15 protein-coding genes are annotated in these 20984 nt (G+C 63.7%); 11 read left to right on the top strand and 4 right to left on the bottom strand.

Features of this window, described 5'->3' with window-relative positions; translation table 11 throughout:
• Nucleotides 1-11 precede the first annotated feature (11 nt).
• Nucleotides 12-1184, top strand: a complete 1173-nt coding sequence (locus A9975_RS26365; RefSeq protein WP_183035320.1) for a mandelate racemase/muconate lactonizing enzyme family protein — start codon at nucleotides 12-14, stop codon at nucleotides 1182-1184.
• 75 nt (nucleotides 1185-1259) lie between these two features.
• Nucleotides 1260-2225 carry a tripartite tricarboxylate transporter substrate binding protein gene (locus A9975_RS26360; RefSeq protein ID WP_183035319.1) on the top strand — a complete coding sequence of 322 codons (966 nt, stop codon included), beginning with the start codon at nucleotides 1260-1262 and terminating at the stop codon, nucleotides 2223-2225.
• A gap of 34 nt (nucleotides 2226-2259) precedes the next feature.
• On the opposite strand, the gene A9975_RS26355 is transcribed toward A9975_RS26360, so the two are convergent.
• The 4 genes from A9975_RS26355 to A9975_RS26340 all read right to left on the bottom strand — a co-directional run bounded on the left by A9975_RS26355 (nucleotide 2260) and on the right by A9975_RS26340 (nucleotide 5920).
• On the bottom strand, nucleotides 2260-3363 hold the full coding sequence (locus A9975_RS26355; protein WP_183035318.1) for a dihydrolipoamide acetyltransferase family protein: 1104 nt from the start codon (nucleotides 3361-3363) through the stop codon (nucleotides 2260-2262).
• 19 nt (nucleotides 3364-3382) lie between these two features.
• A complete protein-coding gene (locus tag A9975_RS26350; RefSeq protein ID WP_183035317.1) occupies nucleotides 3383-4360 on the bottom strand; it encodes an alpha-ketoacid dehydrogenase subunit beta in 978 nt (325 codons plus the stop codon).
• Nucleotides 4353-5468: a pyruvate dehydrogenase (acetyl-transferring) E1 component subunit alpha gene (gene pdhA / locus A9975_RS26345; RefSeq protein WP_183035316.1), complete on the bottom strand. Its 1116-nt coding sequence runs from the start codon at nucleotides 5466-5468 to the stop codon at nucleotides 4353-4355. The genes A9975_RS26350 and pdhA overlap by 8 nt, the downstream gene beginning before the upstream one ends.
• Nucleotides 5469-5599: 131 nt before the next feature.
• Nucleotides 5600-5920: a hypothetical protein gene (locus tag A9975_RS26340; RefSeq protein WP_183035315.1), complete on the bottom strand. Its 321-nt coding sequence runs from the start codon at nucleotides 5918-5920 to the stop codon at nucleotides 5600-5602.
• Between the two features lie 361 nt (nucleotides 5921-6281).
• Here A9975_RS26340 and A9975_RS26335 point away from each other — a divergent pair, with 361 nt between their 5' ends.
• From A9975_RS26335 to A9975_RS26295, 9 genes are all read left to right on the top strand, one after another.
• Entirely contained in the window at nucleotides 6282-8735 is a 2454-nt protein-coding gene (locus A9975_RS26335; protein WP_183035314.1) for a type VI secretion system Vgr family protein, read from the top strand.
• A 67-nt stretch (nucleotides 8736-8802) separates the two neighbouring features.
• Nucleotides 8803-10359 carry a triacylglycerol lipase gene (locus A9975_RS26330; protein WP_183035313.1) on the top strand — a complete coding sequence of 519 codons (1557 nt, stop codon included), beginning with the start codon at nucleotides 8803-8805 and terminating at the stop codon, nucleotides 10357-10359.
• Between the two features lie 92 nt (nucleotides 10360-10451).
• Nucleotides 10452-11420: a T6SS immunity protein Tli4 family protein gene (locus tag A9975_RS26325; RefSeq protein WP_183035312.1), complete on the top strand. Its 969-nt coding sequence runs from the start codon at nucleotides 10452-10454 to the stop codon at nucleotides 11418-11420.
• A 173-nt stretch (nucleotides 11421-11593) separates the two neighbouring features.
• Complete coding sequence (locus tag A9975_RS26320; protein ID WP_183035311.1) at nucleotides 11594-12565, top strand: T6SS immunity protein Tli4 family protein; 972 nt, start codon at nucleotides 11594-11596, stop codon at nucleotides 12563-12565.
• Between the two features lie 173 nt (nucleotides 12566-12738).
• Nucleotides 12739-13707 carry a T6SS immunity protein Tli4 family protein gene (locus A9975_RS26315; RefSeq protein WP_183035310.1) on the top strand — a complete coding sequence of 323 codons (969 nt, stop codon included), beginning with the start codon at nucleotides 12739-12741 and terminating at the stop codon, nucleotides 13705-13707.
• Nucleotides 13708-13793: 86 nt separating this feature from the next.
• Complete coding sequence (locus A9975_RS26310; protein ID WP_183035309.1) at nucleotides 13794-15059, top strand: hypothetical protein; 1266 nt, start codon at nucleotides 13794-13796, stop codon at nucleotides 15057-15059.
• A gap of 106 nt (nucleotides 15060-15165) precedes the next feature.
• Nucleotides 15166-15456, top strand: a complete 291-nt coding sequence (locus A9975_RS26305; RefSeq protein WP_183035308.1) for a PAAR domain-containing protein — start codon at nucleotides 15166-15168, stop codon at nucleotides 15454-15456.
• A 92-nt stretch (nucleotides 15457-15548) separates the two neighbouring features.
• Nucleotides 15549-19106 carry an ImcF-related family protein gene (locus tag A9975_RS26300; RefSeq protein ID WP_183035307.1) on the top strand — a complete coding sequence of 1186 codons (3558 nt, stop codon included), beginning with the start codon at nucleotides 15549-15551 and terminating at the stop codon, nucleotides 19104-19106.
• Between the two features lie 252 nt (nucleotides 19107-19358).
• Nucleotides 19359-20957, top strand: coding sequence for an EAL domain-containing protein (locus A9975_RS26295; protein WP_183035306.1), 1599 nt, complete (start codon nucleotides 19359-19361; stop codon nucleotides 20955-20957).
• The last annotated feature ends 27 nt before the right edge of the window (nucleotides 20958-20984 follow it).

Here is a 20984-nt window from a genome sequence, read left to right as displayed (position 1 = left end):
GGAGACAAGCCATGTCCGTGCGCATCATTGACGTCCGCGAAGTGACGAAGCCGATTTCGTCGCCCATCCGCAATGCCTATATCGATTTCTCGAAGATGACGAGCAGTCTCGTCGCCGTGGTGACCGACGCTTTTCGCGACGGCAAGCGCGTGATCGGCTACGGCTTCAACTCCAATGGCCGCTATGGCCAGGGCGGCCTGATCCGCGAGCGTTTTGCGCCGCGTATCCTGGCGGCCGATCCAGCATCGCTGCTGGACGACGCCGGCACCAACCTCGACCCCAACCGCGTGTGGGCCGCCAGCATGTCCAATGAGAAACCGGGCGGCCATGGCGAGCGCTCGGTCGCGGTCGGCACCATCGACATGGCCGTGTGGGACGCGGTGGCCAAGATCGCCGGCGTGCCGCTGTTCCAGTTGCTGGCCGAGCGCCACGGCGTCAACGCCAACCCGCGCGTGTTCGTCTACGCTGCCGGCGGTTACTACTATCCGGGCAAGGACCTCGGCGCGCTGCGCGCCGAGATGCGCTCCTACCTGAAGCGCGGCTACAACGTGGTCAAGATGAAGATCGGCGGCGCCAGCCTGGAAGAAGACAGCGCGCGCATCGAGGCCGTGCTGCAGGAAATCGGCCCGGACGCGCAGCTCGCCGTGGACGCCAACGGCCGCTTCGACCTGGACACCGCCATCGCCTACGCCAAGATGCTGCGCGACTATCCGCTGTTCTGGTACGAGGAAGCCGGCGATCCGCTGGACTACCACCTGCAGGCCACGCTGGCCGAGTACTACCCCGGCGCCATGGCCACCGGCGAAAACCTGTTCAGCCACCAGGACGCCCGCAACCTGATCCGCTACGGCGCCATGCGCCCGGACCGCGACTACCTGCAGTTCGACTGCGCGCTGTCCTACGGGCTGGTGGAGTACGAGCGCACGCTGGAAGTGCTGAAGACCTTTGGCTGGTCGCCAAGCCGCTGCATCCCGCACGGCGGCCATCAGATGTCGCTCAATATCGCCGCCGGCCTGGGCCTTGGCGGCAACGAGAGCTACCCCGACCTGTTCCAGCCTTACGGCGGCTTTCCCGATGGCGTGACGGTGATTGATGGGCATATCACCATGCCGGAGCTGCCGGGCATCGGGTTTGAGGGCAAGGCGGATCTGTATGCGCAGATGTCGGCGCTGGCGCAGCCTTGAGAACGGACAAGAAAACGGACAAGAAATAAGAGCGCCCCTCCAGGGCGCACCTGCAGTCGAGACAGGAGACAAACCATGCTGTTCCACCGGATTTTCCGCAGGGCCGCCGGCGCGTTGCTGGCCTGCGCCGCCGCCAGCGCCTTCGCGCAGGGCTACCCCAACAAAGCCGTGCGCGTCATCATTCCGTTCCCGCCCGGCGGCCCCACCGACACCGTCGGCCGCATGCTGGCGCAAAAGCTCTCCGAGCAGACCGGCCAGAGCTTTATCGTCGACAACCGGCCCGGCGGCCAGGGCATCATCGGCGCCGACGCGGTGGCCAAGGGCGCGGCGGACGGCTACACGCTGTTGTTCAGCGCCTCCACCTTCACCACCACGCCCATGACCCTGAGATCGTCGCCTTACGACGTGACCAAGGATTTCGCACCGATCGCGCTGGTCGGCAAGGGGCCGCTGGCAGTCTCCGTCAACAAGAACCTGCCGGTGAAGAACATCAAGGAGCTGATCGCCTACGCGCAGGCGCATCCCGGCAAGATGTCGTTCGCGATTGGCTCGCAGGCGTCCGCGGGGCATTTGTCCACGGAGCTGCTCAAGCGGGCCGGCAAGATCGACTACCTGGTGGTGCCGTACAAGGGCTCCGCGCCCGCTTACCAGGACCTGATCGGCGGCGCCATCGATGGCTTTATCGATCCCGTGCTCGGCGCCTTGTCCTATCACAAGAGCGGCATGGTGCGCGTGGTCGCGGTGACCTCCAAGGACCGGCTGCCTTCCATGCCCGACGTGCCGACCGTTGGCGAGACGGTGCCTGGCTATGAGTTCTACTCGTGGTATGGCCTGTGGGGCCCGGCCAAGCTGCCGGCCGATGTGACCAAGCGGCTCAACGCCGAGGTCAACAAGGCGCTGGCGTCCGACCTGCGCGGCAGGCTGGCCGAGCAGGGTTACCTGCTCTCGCCAGGCACGCCGGAAGACTTCGCGCGCTTCGAGAAGGAGGACATGGAGCGCTCCGCCAAGATCGTGGCCGAAGCCAGGATCCGCGCGGAGTAAAGCGCCCACGCGCTCGCTTGCTGCGCTGCCCGGGCTAGGCCGCCAGCGCCAGGTCCGCGATCACGGCCGCCAGGAAGCGCGCGGCCTCGCCGCCTGTGACCACCCGATGATCGAAGGTCAGGCTGAGCGGCAGGATCCGGTGCACGACGGGCATGCCGCCGGCTGCAACCACCGCATCGTGGATACGGCCGGCGCCCAGAATGGCAACGGTTGGCGGCACCACGATCGGCGCCGCGTACTTGCCGGCGATCATGCCGAAATTGGACAACGTGATGGTGTTGCCGCGCATCTCCTCGGGGGCGATCGTGCGCGCACGCACATCCGCGCGCATGCGGTCCAGGCCGCGCCGCAGGTCTGCCGCGTCGCGCCTGCCGGTATCGCGCAGCACCGGCACGAACAGGCCTTCGGGCAGGTCGACCGCAATCCCCACGTCGATCCGCGCCGGCACATGGCGGCGTCCGGTCTGGCTTTCATACCAGGCGTTGAGGCCGGGCTCGGCGCGGCAGCCGGCAACCAGTGCGCGCACCAGCCGGATGGTGGTGTCGGTGCCGGGCGCCCAGGCATGGATATCGGCGTCGTCGATCACGGTCGCCGCGGCGACCTCGCTTTGGGCGCGCGCCATGTTCAGCGCCATGGCGCGCCGAACGCCGCGCAGGACTTCCGGTGGCCCCAGGTCCGCCAGCGTCGCGGCAACGCGGCGCACATCGGCGGCGCTGATGATGCCGTCCGCGCTCGTTGGGGTGACCATCGCCAGGTCCACGTCGAGCTGGCGCGCCAGGGCGCGCACGGCCGGCACGGCCCGCACCGCGCCGCCGCCACGGGACAGGGCGGCGGGCGCTTCCGCGACCACCTGCGTGCCGACTTTGACATCGCCCACCACCGCGCCCGCGTCCTCTTGCCCGCCGGCGCCTTCGAAGCCCGCCAGCGGCGCGCCAAGGTGCACGATCTCGCCCGGCTGGGCAAACAGCTTGGCGACCTGCCCTGCATAGGGCGACGGTATCTCGACGATCGCCTTGGCGGTCTCGACCGAAACCAGTGGCTGGTCGGCCGTCACCGTGTCACCGGGTTTGACGTGCCATTCGGTGATCTCGGCTTCCTGCAGGCCTTCGCCCAGGTCGGGCAACTTGAAGATCTTCATCAACGCTCCCGGAAAAACGTCAGGCGGCCATGGCCTTGCGGGCCGCGTCCGCAATCCGCGCCACGCTGGGCAGGTACGTGTACTCGAGCCTGGCCATCGGCACCACGGTGTCGTAGCCGGTGACGCGCTGCACCGGCGCCGCCAGCGAGTACAGCCCCGCATCGGCGAGGTTCGCCGCGATCTCGGCACCGAAGCCGGCGCAGCGGGGCGCCTCGTGGACGATGACGCAGCGGCCCGTCCTGGTGACCGATTCCAGTATGGTGTCCATGTCGAGCGGCTTGAGCGTGGCGACGTCGATGACGGCGGCGGCGATGCCTTCGTCCAGCAGCAGGTCAGCCGCGGCGAGCGTCTCTTGCAGCATCGCCCCCCAGCTCACCAGCGTGATGTCGTCGCCGTCGCGCAGTGTGAAGCAGGTATCGAGCGGCAGCGCCTCGCCACTGTCCGGCACTTCCTCGCGGAACAGGCGGTAGAGCCGGGTGGGTTCGAGGAACACCACCGGGTCGGGGTCGCGCATGGCCGCCAGCAGCAGGCCGTAGGCGCGCGCCGGGGTGGACGGTATGACCACCCGGATGCCGGGGATATGGGCAAACATCGCCTCGGGGCTTTCGGAGTGATGCTCCGGCGCATGGATGCCGGCGCCATAAGGCGAGCGCAGCACCATCGGGCAGCTCAGCCTGCCGCGCGTGCGGTGGCGCAGGCGGCCGGCGTGATTGATGATGTGGTCGATGGCCGGGTAGATAAAACCGGTGAACTGGATTTCCGCCACGGGCGCCAGCCCCATTGCCGCCATGCCGATCGCGGCCCCGGCGATACCGGACTCGGCCAGCGGCGTATCGATCACGCGCTCCGCGCCAAACCGGGCTTGCAGCCCCGCCGTGGCGCGAAACACACCGCCATTCACGCCAATGTCCTCACCGAGCAGCACCACGCGCGGGTCGTGTTCCAGCGCATGGGCCAGCGCCTGGTTGACGGCTTCGACCAGATTGATTTCAGCCATGATCCTGCTCGCTCTCGTCTTCGTTGTCCTTGCCCCGGGCACCCGGAGCAAAGCGATGCGCGGTCGCCACTTGCCCCGCCAGCGCCTTGGGCAGGCTGGCATACAGGCAATCGAACATCGCTGCCGTTTCCGGCAGGGGCGTTGCCAGGTAGGCCTGCACCGCGGCCGCCACTTGCGCCGCGCAATCCTTGGCAAGCGCGTCTTCGCGTGCCGCATCCCACGCGCCAAGGCGCAGTAGATAGTTGCGCAGCCTGGCCACCGGCTCCAGCAGCCAGTGCTGCCTGACCTGTTCGCTGTCGCGGTAGCGCGAGGCATCGTCCGCCGTGGTGTGGTCGCCAAGCCGGTAGGTGATCGCCTCGATCAGCGTGGCGCCGCCACCGCTGCGCGCCCGCTCCAGCGCTTCGAGCGTGACCTGGCGCACCGCCACGACATCGTTGCCATCCACTTGCAGGCCAGGGATACCGGCCGCGATGGCCTTTTGCGCGAGCGTCTGCGCGGCGGTCTGCTGGCTGCGCGGCATGGAAATCGCCCACTGGTTGTTGTTGACGACCAGCACAAGGGGCGCATGCCAGGCGCCCGCCATATTCATGCCTTCGTAGAAATCGCCTTTTGACGTGCCGCCGTCCCCGAGCAGGCAAACCGCGGCGCGCGGCTCGCGGCGCAGCTTCATCGCGTAGGCGATGCCGGCAGCGTGGCAGACCTGGTTGCCGATGGGCACGCAGTTCGCAAAATCATGCGGCGCCGCCGCGAACGCATTGCCGCGCTCGTCGCCACCCCAATACAGCAGGCTCTCGGTCATGGAGACGCCGCGCTGGAACTGCGCGGCGTGATCGCGGTAGGACGGCACGAGCACGTCTTGCGCGCGCATGGCGCTGGCAACGCCGACGCCGACGGCCTCCTGGCCAAGCGCCGAGGCGAACGTGCCGATCTGGCCGGTGCGCTGCAGCGCAATGGCCTTGAGGTCGAACTGGCGCGTGAGCACCATGGCCCGGTAGAGCGGGAGAAGCGCCTCGGGATCGAGCGCAAATGCGGGTAGCGCTTGGGTCGGCTCACCTTGTGGATCGAGAAACTGCGTGTACTCGATGTCGAATGTCGCGACGGTCGCCATGCTATGCCCTTTATTCTTGTGTTCCAGTCGTTGCGCTGGGGGCTGTCTTCTCGTCTTTCTTCTCTTTTTTGTCTCTTCTTTTGTGCGCGTCCCGGATCATGGAGCCGCAATGCGCACGCCGCACCTGCAAGTCAATGCTTGGGGCCCTTCATCGCCTCGGATTCCCTGGCCGCCATCCGCTCCTCGCCGGCCTCGATCGGATCCATGGCCTCGTCCACAGAAGCCGCCGCGCGCTCGGCGTCCGCGTTGGCTTCTTCGGCGGGGGATTCGAAGTCCTCGTCCTCAACGCTTGGCGGCCTCAGCATGTCCGCAAGCATGGCGGCTAGCTCAGGTGTATCCCATGGCGCACTGCGCTGCTTTTTCCTCTTGATGTAGTGCCTGACTTCCGCATCCTGTTCCGGGGTCAGAGGAAGACCACGAAAGGTGCTTTGAGGGCCATTGGCGTCCATCATGGCGCTCCGGAGGGTTGTCTCGTTTTCAGTGTAGCCCTATTGCGCAGGTTGGGGCGATCGTGAGGGCGGCGGCAATGTGGGGTACCGCCCGGTCGCCTGCGGCAACAGCACCGTACCCACAGCGGGCCAAGCGCACAGTTCAACGCATTCCCAATGCTCGCGGCAACGATCCGTATGCAATCCGTAGGGCGTGCCGCCGTGGCTAATAGCATGGATGTCCATTGAGATGAATAGGACGAGTACGAATTTGCTCTAAAAGTGATATTTTGTTAAACAATTGTAATAATGCTATTTATGTCATAAAAAAATCTGTTTAGAGTCCTGCGTCAGGTTCGATCAAGCTGACAACGGAGCGAAGACCATGACGGATCCGGTTGAACAACGGCGCGCTTACGGTGGTGCACACCAGGCGTATTTCCTGGAGGTGCCCGGCGCGGCCAGCGCCGCCGAACTGTCGGTGGTGTCGTTCGAGGCGGTGGAACGCCTGGGCGACACGTACACCGTGACGATCCTGCTGACGCACCCGTTGCCGCTCGATCGGGCCGACTATCTCGGCAAAGATGCCGGATTCCTGATCGATCCTGGCGACGGCACGGCGCCGCGCAAGTTCGGGGGCTGCATCACGGGTTTCTCCGAGACCAGGCAGACCCATGATTTCTGCGCCTACGAGATCGTGGTCGAGCCGCTGGTCGCGCGGCTGCGGCTCACGCGCGCGAGCCGCGTCTATCAGCACCTGACCGCCCCGCAGATCATCGAGGCGATCCTGCGCCGGCATGGCCTGCGGGGTCATCAGTTTCTCCTCAAGACGCGCCGCAAGTATCCGCAGCACAAGTTCCGCCTCCAGTACCAGATGTCTGACTGGGACTACATCCGGCTGCTGATGGAGCAGGAAGGCCTCTACTGCTATTTCCTCCTGGGCAAGTTCGGCGAGATGGCGGTGTTTGGCGACGACATCGACCACTACATCTATCTGCCGGAGCTGCGGGTGCCGTACCGCGAAACGGCGGGGCTGGAATCCGGCGTCGAGGCCGTGACCGATCTCAAGTCCCATGCGCGGACGGTGCCGGAATCGGTCCTCGTCGCAGACTACAACCCCGAGCAGTCCTGGGAGCGCATCCAGGCCGAGGCGAACATCGCCCGCAAGGACAAGACCACCTACGGCCAGTCCTATGTCTATGGAAGCCATCACCTGGACAAGGACGGCGCCAAATGGGAGGCGCAACTGCGCCACGAGGCCGCGATCGCCTGGCAACTGATCTACGAGGGCGCAAGCAATGTGCTGGAACTGCAAGCATCGCGTATCCTGCGCATGGACCGGGTGCTGCCCGACGCGCCCAACGGGCTGGTGATCATCGAGGTCAGGCACAGCGGCGGGCGCGATGCGGCGTACCGCAACACCTTCAAGGCCATCCCCTCGGACCGGCGCTTCCGGCTGCCGCTCGCTGAAGACAAATGGCCCAGGATCCACGGCACGCTGAGCGCCCGCGTGACCTCGCCGGGCCAGTACAAATATGCCTACCTGACGCAGGCGGGCCACTACACGGTCCGCTTCGACCTGGACTTCGATACATCATGGCCAAAGGGCTGCGAGAGCGTGCCGCTGCGATTGGCCAAGCCGTTCGCCGGGTCCCACCAGACCGGCTTTCACTTCCCGGTGATGGACGGAACCGAGGCGGCGATCGCGTTCATCGACGGCAATCCGAACAAGCCGTACATCGCTCACTTCCACCACAACAGCCAGCATCGGGACCTGATCACCAGCCAGGACCGGTTGCTGTCGCGCAATCTCATCCAGACACAGAGTGGCAACTTATTCGACCTTGAAGACTGGAAGGACGAGGAACACGTACAGCTCTCCACCGAGCATTCGGGCAAAAGCCAGCTGACCCTGGGGCATATGGCCACTGGCAAACGGCAGAAGCGCGGTGAGGGCTTTGAGTTGCGTACCTCGGCCTGGGGTGCAATCCGGGGTGGCAAGGGGCTGTTCATTTCTGCGGATGACCAGCCGAATGCAGGTGGGAAGCAGCTCGATATGGAGGCGGCGCAGAACCTGCTGCAGCAAGCTCTCCAGCAAAGCGAAGCGCTGGCCTCGGCTGCCAATGCGGCGCAAGCGGTAGCAGCGGACTACAACCGGCAGAAGGCCCTGCTCAGCGATACGCTGACGGCGCTAAACAAGGCCGGGATACTTGTCAGCGCACCAGCGGGCGTGGCGCTGGCCTCGGGCTCCGACTTGCAACTGACGGCCGCCCAGAACCTGATCGCCACCGCTGGCGGTCATGCCGACATCAGCGTGCTCAAGCGCTTTACGGTTGCGGCAGGCGAACGGGTATCCGTGTTCGCGCAGAAGCTCGGCATCAAGCTGTTTGCAGCAAAGGGCAAGGTCGAGATCCGGGCCCAGGGCGATGAGATGCGCCTGCTGTCGGACAAGAACATGACGATCAGCAGTGCAAACGGGCGCGTCGTGATCGAGGCCAAGGAGGAACTGCTGCTCAAGTGTGGTGGCTCCTATCTTCGCCTGTCGTCCACGGGCATAGAGGACGGCACGCGCGGGGACCGGACCATCAAGTCGGCCGCGTTCAGCCGTCAGGGGCCGGCTTCGCTCGCCGAATCGATGAATACGTGGAAGCACGCTGACTTTGATGAGCAATACGCGCTCAAATGGCCCTTCGATGGCCAGCCCGTCAGCCATCGCGCGTTCTCCATCATTCGCGAAGACGGCAGTGTGATCCGTGGCACCACCGATGCCGAAGGGAAGACGGGGCTGCAAAAGAGTCTTTTCGTGGATGGACTGCGCCTGCGCATCGATCCGGAATGAATGGCTGTAGGCATGCAGTGCACCTTCACAACCACAACCACGCAGATGCAAACCGGAGCAACTTCGTATGGCCACCGTTGAACGCGTAATCCCACCCGCTATAGCCGATGATGGATCGGTGCATTACTCGTCCGTCATGTCGCCGTCCGACGACAGCATTGCTGTATGTCACATGGTGCCCGACAGGATCATACCCGTGATTTTTGTGCCGGGTGTGATGGGCACGAACTTGATGGATGACAACGAGGAACCCGTTTGGCTTGTAAATGGGTCGGCGAGCGTACTGACGAAGTGGGCGAATGGAAGTCCAGACAAGCGAAAACGGGTCCTTGATCCTAAAAAGACCCGAGTCTTTGCTAATGGAACCATCCCACAAGGCACGCGCCAGAACGATGCCGAACTGAAGCGCCGCGGGTGGGGTGAGGTCGGCTTCATGAGCTATGGCACGTTTCTGCCCTGGCTCGAGAACGCGCTCAACGACGCCGATCAGTGCAAGACGGGCGAGCGCGCGCGCCTGATGAAGACACTTGTGGCAAATGCACCCGGCGTTGAGTTACTAACCCACGATGAGGTAGCACTCTCGTATAAATATCAGCTCCCCTTGCATGCCGTAGGTTACAACTGGCTCCAATCGAATGCAGAGTCTGCAAAGCGATTGGACGGGAAGATCCAGGAGTTCATGGCGTACTACCGGAGCAAGGGCTATATGTGCGACTACGTGATCATCGTGACGCATTCGATGGGCGGCCTGGTTTCTCGCTACTACTCCGAACTGATGGGGGGCAACAAGAGCGTGCTGGGGATCGTGCACGGCGTCATGCCCGCCACGGGTTCGGCTACAGCCTATAAACGGGTGAAGGCAGGCACGGAAATGCCGGCTGGGATCGCATTGGGCGCCAATGCCGCGGAGATGACTGCCGTGTTCGCCCAATCACCCGGGCCCCTGCAGTTGTTGCCCAGCCCGGAGTACGGGATGGGTTGGCTCAAGCTGAAAGACGGCAAAAATACGGTCGGCTTGCCCAAGGCTGACCCGTACAAGGAGATCTATACCGTCCGTGGCAAGTGGTGGGGCCTTTGCGATGACAAGCTGATCAATCCGCTGGATCCGAAGAAGGTGACGATTGATCGGGACTGGATCGGATTTGTGGATTTGATTCGGGACGAAGTAGAAAAATTCCAGACAAAAATCAGCAGAAAGTACCACGCAACCACATATGCATTCTACGGGGACGATCCGAGTCATAAAACTTGGGGAGACGTGGTCTGGGAGCGGAGGATCTCCAGTGCTCTCCGGCTGTTCGATGCGTATCCCAAAGTTGACGATCTCACGGCCGGACAGGTCTTGCACGATCCGGGGAGGGGTGAGCAGACAGTAAACCAGCACTCTGGCGGCAGACCGTTGGCGACAAGCTTCATTTTGAAGGGTGCCGGCGAGAACGGAGATGGCACGGTACCAATCCGATCCGGCGCAGCCCCAGGCCGAAGAGTCAAGGCTTGTGTGTCATATCCGGGCGTCGATCACGAAGGTGCGTACAAGAACAGGCCTCAACAGCTCTTTGCCCTTTGGGCGATCACCAAGATTGCCTGTGGTGTTGCGAAGACCTCGATGGCCTACAAGTCATGAAAAGAGCAACCATGGTGGCCATCGCATGTCTCGCGTTATGCCTGACAGCCTGCAATCCGCCCAAGCCATTAACGCAAGAGGAGAACAAAACCGTGAGCGAACTGACATCCAATCTCGGCCCACGCTGCGTGGGACGTTACCTGATTGACATGCCGGCCGATGTTTTCGTGTTTGGAAGCATCACGGTGGACCGGGTTCCTATTGAAGTGATGGCGATGCCGGAGGATCAGTTTCAGCGGGAGGTCGCCTCGCGCGAGGCGGAGTTGAAGGGCACCAGGAGTGCCGATGCTTACCCGTTTCTGTATGCAAGCGGTGAGGTATCGGGCGCGGCAACGCGATATTTCATTCATCGGGGTGATGTTCTTGCCGATCCAAGTAGACGAGTTATCGAGGCTTACAAGTGGGATCGGGGTTTCCAGATCAAGATGCAGACAAAAGGGTGGGATTACACCAACCCGGATCAGACCAATGACTCGCTTGTCGAGCTCATCACTCCCAAGAACATCGTTCCGGAACTGCGAGCCCGCATATTCGACCTGCTGAAGCGCGTGCGTGGCCGCCCGGAAAGCGAGATTCCGTCCGAACCCGGGGTGTGCTTTTTTGGCGGGTTCCTGCCGGGCAAGGCTGGTGCCACGGAAAACCTTTGGACCCAATTCGTGCTGCATGACAAGATCGACGTGCGCATCGTTTTTGAGACAGATTCCGATATTCGAGAGCAAACCACGCTGCTGCAACGTGGTGACAGCATTAACGCTGCCCTCAAGGAAAGAGAGGGGCGCACGATTCGAAAGGGGCCGGTGGACTTGCCTGGCTTGCCGGCAGAGGAATGGCTGATGGCGGGGATAACCACGCGAGGTGTGCCTGGACACCACCTGGCGCTGGAGGCGAACTCCAGGATCGGCAGTGCGCAAACGCCCTTGGTCACCTTGGAACTGGATACGGGCTCGTACAACAAAGTGCTACGCGATCCTATTGAAAAGGCATCGCTGACCGAGGGCGAAGCCGTTGCGTTCTGGGACGTGGTCTCGCGAACCTTGCGCCCGCGTCCAAACGGATTCTGACGGATGGTGTTTCGCATAAGGTCGTTGATTCTTCACTGCTGCCAGTTGATGGCTCTACGGCTATGGTCGGACAAGACATGAGGAGGGTAACCACGGTGGTCATCGCATGTCTCGCGCTATGCCTGACAGCCAGCAATCGGTCCAAGCCATTGACGCAGGAGGAGAACAAAGCCGTGAACGAACTGACAGCCAATCTCGGCCAGCGCTGCGTGGGACGCTACCTGATTGACATGCCGGCCGATGTTTTTGTGTTTGGAAGCATCACGGTGGACAGGGTTCCTCTTGAGGCGACGGCGATGCCGGAGGATCAGTTTCAGCGGGAGGTCGCCTCGCGCGAGGCGGAGCTGAAAGGCACCAGGAGTGCCGATGCTTACCCGTTTCTGTATGCAAGCGGTGAGGTGTCGGGCGCGGCTACGCGATATTTCATTCATCGGGGCGAAGTACATACTGATCCGGGCGGACGGGTCATCGAAGCTTACAAGTGGGACCGAGGCTTCCAGATCAAGATGAGAGTGGAAGGGTGGGATTACACCAACCCGGATCAAACCGATGACTCGCTTGTTCAGAAGATGACCGTCAAGAACAACGTTCCTGCACTGCGCACCCTCGTATTCGACCTGCTGAAGCGCGTGCGCGGCCGCCCGGAAAGTGAGATTCCGTCCGAGCCCGGGGTATGCTTTTTTGGTGGGTTCCTGCCGGGCAAGGCTGGTGCCACGGAAAACCTTTGGACCCAATTCGTGCTGCATGACAAGATCGACGTGAGTGTCGGTCTAGAGACGAATTCCGATATTCGAGAGCAAACCACGCTGCTGCAACGCGGTGACAGCATCAACGCGGCGCTCAAGGAAAGCGAAGGCCATACGATTCGAAAGGGGCAGGTGGACTTGCCTGGCTTGCCGGCAGAGGAATGGCTGATGGCGGGGATGACCACGCGAGATGTACCTGGACACCATCTGGCGCTGGAGGCGAACTCCAGGATCGGCAGTGCGCAAACGCCCTTGATCACCTTGGAACTGGATACGGGTTCTTACAACAACGTACTGCAGGATCGTATTGAGAAGACGGCATCGCTGACCGAGGGCGAAGCCGTTGCGTTCTGGGACGTGATCTCGCGAACCTTGCGCCCGCGTCCAAACGGATTCTGACGGATGGTGTTTCGCATAGGGTCGTTGATTCTTCACTGCTGCCAGTTGATGGCTCTACGCCTATGGTCGGACAAGGCATGAGGAGCGCAACCACGTTGGCCATCGCATGTCTCGCGCTATGCCTGACTGCCAGCAATCCGTCCAAGCCATTGACGCAAGAGGAGAAAAACACCGTGAACGAACTGACCGTCAATCTCGGCCCACGCTGCGTGGGACGCTACCTGATTGACATGCCCGCCGATGTCTTTGTGTTTGGAAACATCACGGTAGACCAGGTTCCTCTTGAGGCGACGGCAATGCCGGAGGATCAGTTTCAGCGGGAGGTCGCCTCGCGCGAAGCGGAGTTGAAGGGCACCAGGAGTGCCGATGCTTACCCGTTTCTGTATGCAAGCGGTGAGGTGTCGGGTGCAGCTACAAGATATTTCATTCATCGGGGCGATGCTCTTGCTCATCCAGCCAGCCGGGTCATCGAAGCTTACAAGTGGGACCGGGGCTTTCAGATCAAGACGAGAACGGAGGGGTGGGATTACACCAACCTGGATCGAACCAATGACTCGCTTGTCGAGCTAATCACTCCCAAGAACATCGTTCCGGAACTGCGCGCCCGCGTATTCGACCTGCTGAAGCGCGTGCGTGGCCGCCCGGAAAGTGAAATTCCGTCCGAACCCGGGGTGTGCTTTTTTGGTGGGTTCCTGCCGGGCAAGGCAGGTGCCACTGAAAAAATCTGGAGCCATTTCGTGCTGCATGACAAGATCGACGTGCGTGTGGTTATGAATACGGATTCCGATATTCAAGAACCAACCACGCTGCTGCAACGCGGCGACAGCATCAACGCGGCGCTCAAGGAAAGAGAGGGCCGCACGATTCGAAAGGGCCCGGTGGACTTGCCTGGATTGCAGGCAGAGGAATGGCTGATGGCAGCGATAACTACGCGCGGTGTGCCTGGACACCATCTGGTGCTGGAGGCGAATTCCAGGATCGGCAGTGCGCAAACGCCCCTGGTCATTTTGAAACTGGATACGGGTTCGCACAACAAAGTGCTACGCGATCCTATCGAAAAGGCATCGCTGACCGAGGGCGAAGCCGTTGCGTTCTGGGACGTGGTCTCGCGAACCTTGCGCCCGCGTCCAAACGGATTCTGACATCCCCCCCAAGCCATTAACTTAACAGGAGAACAGAGCAGTGAACGAATTGAAATCCAATCTCGGTCCGCGCTGCGCGGGGTGCCATGGCTGTTGATTTCTCGCTTTTGCCGAAGGAAGAGCCGGAGCCTGGAGATCCGCCGTCGCTGTTGATCTGGACGATCGTGTTTCTCGTCATGGCGCTGGCGTGCGCAATCGCGATCCTGCTGTCATGGCCGAGAGATCTGCCTACGCATACGTGGAAATTCTGGGCAAGCCTGATCCTTTTCCCGGTGGGGATACCTGCGTGGATAGTACTGCGCCGGTATAGCCATCATGAGGGCCACAGACTTGACGTTCTGATGCGCAACGAAGTGATTCGCAGGTACAACGAGCGTGTCTTTGCCTTGGCGGCGCGTCCCTTGGCCCTGCTCGGTGCGGCCCATCGTTTTTCGTCGGACCAGAGCGAAAATGCAACGCGCACCATACTGTCAGGTAAGGTCACGCTGGAGACCCAAAAGCCGATCGCCAGCGACAGCGGACCCACAAAGGCTCGCTGGCTGGTGGTGCCTGGCGTACCGCTTGGTCCTGGTGGAAAGGAGGCAGACGCTCGCCGTCATCGCGAGGTGACACGATGGTTATATTCGGAACTACTTGCCGATCTTGCCAACCGCATCCAGTCCTTGCCGTCGCGGGTTGATCTTAGCGTTTGTCTATGGGTGTCGGGAGGATTGCTTCGCAAGGATCATGTGGCGCTCTGGCAAGCGTGCTGGCGAGAACATCAGCTTCGAGATATGCGCCTCTCCGAGGAGACTGAACCCGCCGGCCTCGATGTTCTCGACGGTTGGCTTGATCAGCTTGCTGGCGGCGAAGGGCGCGAGGCGAGATTGATTGTCGCCATTCAGCTGTATCCAGTGCTGAGCAAGACGCCGCCCGTCGGTGCGGCGGAAGCGGGAGTTGCGCTTCTTCTTATGCCAGGCGAACAGGCCGGCGGGCTACAAGTGGTGTCAGAGGCAAGCCTGCATCGCCCGGTACGCGGTCCGTTCGACCAGTCGGACGGCGCTTTGTCGCATGCTGTGAAATGGGGCGATATCGCTGCCGCGGAAATTCCCGGCGGCTGGCAGACCGGCCTCGATGCAACGCAGGCCGGTGTGTTGCGCGAGGCCGCCGTGCATCTTGGACTGACTGCGCGGCCAACAGACCTTGACCAGACCGTCGGGCATGCCGGCACTGCCGCACCCTGGCTCGCGATAGCCTGCGCCGCGGGTTCGCTATCCGGTGACGTCCAAAGTCAGATCGTCTTTGCCGGTCAGCCTGGCGGTGTGGATTCCGCAGTCGTGCGCTCGGTAGCGCGCGAAAAGCGGCTGGATTGACCCTACCGTATTCGTCCGAGGTGATGACGGAGTTGCCAAATTGCATCGAACTGGAAAGGGTTGTCGTACCGATGCAGGCCGATAGACGGCAAACGAGGAGTTGGTTTTGACAAAACGTTACGACATCACGAGAGGTGATGCGACGACCTCTGGTGGAACTGTTGAGGGCGGGAGGCGGGATGACAAGGTGGGAGATCGCGAGCAGGCTTATGAGGGCGATCCGGTGTGGTGTCCAGTCTGCAAAACGATGGGACGGATCGTTTGTGCCGGGCCACGCCTGTCAATGACGGGGCCTGACGGGCGACAAGCCGCACTGAGCGATGACCTCTGTGTCTGCCGCTGTGATCCGAGCCCTCGACTGATACCGTCACAGCACGCGTCTTACATGGATGTCTAACAACGCCGTGCGACTGGCGGCCTGGCCCCCTGTGAGGGCATCAAGTATCCCGATTGGGCCCAAAGCATGGGCATGAACGTATCTCCCGAACAATGAAGAAGCTGCAAATCGACCTGACCGCGATACTGGTTCTCGCACTGGTAGTCGCCGGTGCTATTTTGATGTGGGGCGAGTACGCAGGTATCAAAACGCTCGAAGCGCAAGGATTTTGGCTATCGGTGGTCGCTGTTGGCGCCATTGTGCTGGCCATTATGGTGTCGTTGGATCGCCTGGCCCGCTGGTGGGATGCCCTGCGTACCTTGGGCAGGTGGTTGGATTTCCGGAAACCGGAGACGGCTGGTACGACACAGGCGAGCATCCTCGCCATCGGTGACCGGAATCGATCGGAGCCGAGTCTGCTGGGGCCATTTCGCCAGGAGTTGCTGCAGCGACACGGCCTGCGCTGGCGCTACCGCCAGCCCTGGCTGCTGCTCACCGGCGACGACGCCGCCATCGCCCGCCTCCTGCCCGAACTGGCAGAACAAGGCTGGCTGATCACCCCAGACGCGGTGTTGCTATGGAGCAAGGCCAACAAGGAGGGCTGGCCGGACGCCGACTGGCTCAAGCAACTCTACCGACTACGCCGCCGCCGTCCGGTGGACGCGGTGATTCTCACAACGGACAGCGCCGCGGATCTGCAGACGCAGCGCCGCGGCGCCCATCCCCATGGAATGCGCCTGGCGCGCATCGCCGAATTGCTGCGCTGGTCCGCCCCGGTCTACCTGCTGGATGTGGCGGAGGCGAGAACGGTGGGCCACGGCCCCATGCCGGTCATCAGTTGTGAACTGCCGCGCCAGGCGGACGCGGACGCCATCGATGGCGCGCTGCGCACGCTGCGCGACCAACTGGCGCAGCGCGTGGTCGCGCAGCTGATGGCGGGCAACCGCGACCGCTGTATGGGAGAGCTTTCCCAGCGGCTCGATACCCGCGGCAAAGCGCTCGCCGACTGGATCGCCGGATTGGGGATCCGGCAGCGCCGGCGCATCGCCGTGGAGGGCATCGTCTTTGCGCCGTATCCACGGCCTGTCGCCGGCGATGCGAGCGTGCAGAGCAGCATCGACCTGCCGCTCTGGCACTACCTGGGCGAAGCCGCCCGCCGCCAGCCGGGGCAGCGCGTTGGCTGGCACCCGGTCACGGTGGCTTCCATCGTGGGCCTGACGGCCATCGGCTTGTGGAGTGCGGGCATGCTGGTCTCCGGCGTGCTGAACGGGCGGGACATCCACGCCGCCCGGCAATCCGTGAATGACTTTCAGTCGGCCCCCAACCCGGCTGCGCGCCTGCGCGCGCTCCTTGCCTTGCAGCAGCAGATCGAGCGCTACGAGTACCGTACCCAGCATCATGCGCCGCTTGCGACCCGCTTTGGCCTGAATCGCGATCCGGCGGTCCTTGCCGCGCTGTGGAAGCCCTACGCGCAGGCCAGCCGCGAGTTGCTCGTCGCGCCCGTGCAGCGGGATCTGGAGGCGTCGCTGGTGGATCTTGCGCAACTGCGCACCACGGTGCTGGATGAGACGACCAACCGGGTGGCGCTGAGCGGCCATCAGGCGCTCAAGACCTATTTGATGCTGGCCAACCCGGAGCGTGCCGAACCCTCGTTCCTGGCCCCGCAACTGGTGCAGCATTGGTCGACCGACGCCCGGATGACCCCGGGCGAGCGGCAGGACGTCGCCGAGCGCTTGCTCAAGTTCTATGCGGAGCACCTGAATGCGAACCCGGCCAACCCGGCCGGGCGCATCGAGCCGCGGCCCGAACTGGTCGCCGGGGCCCGCCAGACGCTGCTGGCCGTGATCGGCGAGCGCAATGCGGAGGACACCGTCTATCGGGGTGTGATCCAGGCCTTTGGCGAGCACGCTGGCAGCAAGTATCCGGACCAGACCCTGGCGGCGCTGACCGCCGGCACCGATCCCCGGGGGCTGGTGCGCGCCACTGCCATCGTGCCCGGGGTCTTCACCCGCCAGGCCTATGAGGGCTATGTGGCCTCGGCGATCGAACAGGCCGCCAGGCGCACGGAGATCGCCAATGACTGGGTGCTGACCGACGGCAAGCCGCCGTTGCAGACTGAGAGCCGTTCGGCCGAAGCACTGCAGACGGCCCTGACCGAGCAGTACTTCGCCGATTACGCGGAGCATTGGCAGGACTTCATGAACAGCCTGCAATGGGAGCCGGCGCCGACCCTGCCGGCCGCGATCGGGCAGCTCAAGCTGATGGCCGACGCGCGCCAGTCGCCCGTCATCGCGCTGATGAAGTCGCTCGAGTACCAGGGTGGCGCTGGCGCTCGCAAGGACTCGCTGTCCGATACGCTGGTGGCCAAGACGCAGGATCTGCTGGGCAAGAAGCCGGCGGGGCCCGAGGTGGCAAAGCCGGACGCGGCGGGGCCGCTGGGCGCGGCCTTTGGTCCGGTATTGCGGCTGGTGGCGCAGGGCCAGCTTGGCAGCGCCAACGCTGGCACCAACGCTGGCACCAGCGGTGACCTGAGCCTGCAACGGTTCCTCGACCGCGCAACGGCACTGCGCCTGCGCTTGCAGCAGGTCGGCAACAGCGCCGATGCCGATGCGCAGGCCCGCCAGATGGCGCAGGCGCTGTTCCAGGGCAAGGGCTCGGAACTGGCCGATACCCAGGCCTATGCCCAACTGATGGCGGCCAGCCTCGGCAGCCAGTGGGCGGGCATGGGCGAGACGCTGTTTGTGCGGCCCATCGCGCAGGCCACGCAGACGGTGCTGCAACCGGCGCAGGCGAGCCTGAACGACGCGTGGCGGCAAAGCATCGCGATGACGTGGAGCCGCTCCTTTGCCGGACGCTATCCGTTTGCGGACACCGCCAACGATGCCTCGCTGGCTGAGCTGGCGCGCTTCCTGCGCCCGCACAGCGGCTTGATCGGGTCCTTCCTCGGCACGCAGCTGGCGGGCGTGCTCGAGCTGCAGGGCGATCAGTGGCTGCCGGCGGCCACCGGCGGGCAGGCGCAGTCCTTCGATCCGGCCTTCCTCAACGCGATCAATACCTTGCAGCGCATGGCGGCGCACCTGCTGGCGCAGGGCGAGCCGCAGTACCGCTTCGAGTTCAAGCCGATCCCCACCCCGGGCCTGACCGACACGCTGCTGACGCTCGATGGGCAGACGCTGCATTACTACAACCAGCGCGAGACGTGGCAGGCGCTGACGTGGCCGGGCAAGAACCTGCAGGACCCGGGTACCCGGCTGCAATGGCAGACCGAGCGCGCGGGCACCAGCAAGAGCTACGAGTTCGGCGGCCGCTGGGGTCTGGTGCGGATGCTGGAGCGGGCGCACATCGAACCGGTGGATAGCGCGAACTACCAGTTGACGTGGCACGCGAAGCCGGACGCGCTGGATGCGTCGGAAGCGCTGGAAGGGCCAGGCGCGCCGAAGGCCACTGCCGAGCGCCAGGCCGATGCGCACGGCCGGACCTTCGCCGAAGATCCCGACAGCCTGACCGCGCGCAGCGCCCAGGCGCCCGTTGCGGCGGACGTGACCTATCCGGTGCGCTACCTGATGCGTACCGAGGTCGGGCAGGGGCCGCTGGAGATGCTGGCGCTGCGGGGCTTTGTGCTGCCAACGCGGATCTTCGTGGGCCGGGAGCCGCAGGCGGCGGCCCGCTAGCGCCAGATAGGGTCGCCGGGATGATGCGCCGCACGCACGCCCCGGGCTGCCCTGGCAGCCAAGACCTCAATTTGCCGTCAGGCTGGCCGATATCCAGTGGGGGGAGTGGCGAAAAGGTCGCTACGCCTTGCAAGCGCCCGGTCAGGGAACAAACCTGACGGAACACGGCCCGGCACAGGTGTTGGCCGGGCCCGATCCATGGGTGCGCCGTTCGATAGGACACGATCCGGTTTTCCGGCGGTATCTGAGAGGATGAAAGTGGGAGACACGGACGATACCTGCGCAAGACTGGCAGCCGCGCTCGATGGCGGCTTGCTCCGGCCGGCATTCCAGCCATTGATCTGCTTCGAAACCGGCGCCATCGTCGGCTTCGAGGTGCTCGCCCGCTGGACGGACCCTGCAACGGGCCCGGTTTCCCCCGTCACCTTTATATCGATCGCGGAGTCGTGCGGGCTTATCGATCGCCTGACGTCCCATATCGTGCGCACTGCGTGCGGGGAGGCCGTGCGTTGGGGCCAGGGCTTTGTGCTGGCGTTCAACGTGTCTCCGGTGCAGTTGCGCGACAAGGCGGTCGTCGCGCTGATCGCGGACGCCGTCACGCAGACGGGATTCCCGCTGGAGCGCATACAGATCGAAATCACCGAGGGCGCCATGGAGACGGATGTGGAGCTCGCGCGTGCCATCATCGACGATCTGAAGGCGCTCGGCATCGGTATCGCGCTGGACGACTTCGGCACCGGCTATGCCAGCCTGACACGCCTGCATGCCCTGCCATTCGACGAGATCAAGATCGATGCCAGCTTTGTGCGCGGCATGGTCGACGACCAGGAGTGCCGCCGGATCGTGACGGCGATCGTGGGGCTGGGCCACAGCATCGGCATGCGTGTTGTCGCGGAAGGCGTGGAGCGCGAAGAGCATGCCACGATACTGCGCAAGCTGGGATGCGACATCGGCCAGGGATGGCTGTGGGCACGGGCGCTGCAACCGGAGTGGATTCCCGCGCTTATCCAGCGGCTTGGCTTGCGCGCGCCGCAGCCGCGGCCGTTGGACCGTTCGCCGTATCAACGCCTGCATCAGCTTGAGGCGCTCTATGTCGGCGCGCCCGTCGGCCTGTGCTTCCTGGACACGCGCTTGCGGCACGTGCATGTCAACGGGCGCTATGCGGAAATGTTCGGCACCCAGGCGGACGCCCTTGTCGGCGCCCAGCTCTGCGCGGCCTGCATGTCCGAAGCCGGCAGATCGGTCTGCTCGCTGGCGCATGCCGTGCTTGCCGTGGAGACGCGCTCTCCGATGGAGCGCGAGATTACGGCGAACGGCGAGGTCTACCTGGTGGTCGGCCAGCGCGTCAACGATGACATCGGGGACGTGATTGGCGTCTCCCTCGTTGCCATCGGCATTTCGGCGCGCAAACGGGCCGAGCTGGCCTTGCGGGAGAGCGAGGAGCATTTCCGCTGCTCGGTCGAGCTGAGCCCCCATATTGCGTGGGCGGCGGAACCCGATGGCACGCTGTGCTATATCAGCCCGAACTTCCGCGACAGCGCAGGGTGCGCCATGCAGGACCGCATCGACGCCTGGCGTGCCACGGTCCATCCTGACGACCAGTTGCGCATCCGGGCAGAGTGGCTTGCCTGGATCCCGAGCGGCCAGCCATTCGCGACCCGGTTCCGCATCCAGTGGCCGGACGGCAGCTGGCGCCACATGCTGAGCCGTGCCCAGCCGCATATCGATGCGAATGGCGCGATCGATCGCTGGTATGGCGTCGTCAGCGATATCAGCGCGCAAGCCGGCATGAAGCTGCGGATCGCAGATCTTGAGGACCAGGTTCGTGCCCTGATGGCGCCCGTGGCATAACAATCACTCGGGCCGGCTGCCATGGCG

Origin of the sequence: Cupriavidus sp. UME77 (assembly GCF_014170355.1) — a bacterium.
GTDB classification, from domain to species: Bacteria; Pseudomonadota; Gammaproteobacteria; order Burkholderiales; family Burkholderiaceae; genus Cupriavidus; species Cupriavidus basilensis.
Note: the sequence above shows the minus strand (reverse complement) of the source record. Positions and strands in the feature narration are given on the sequence as shown.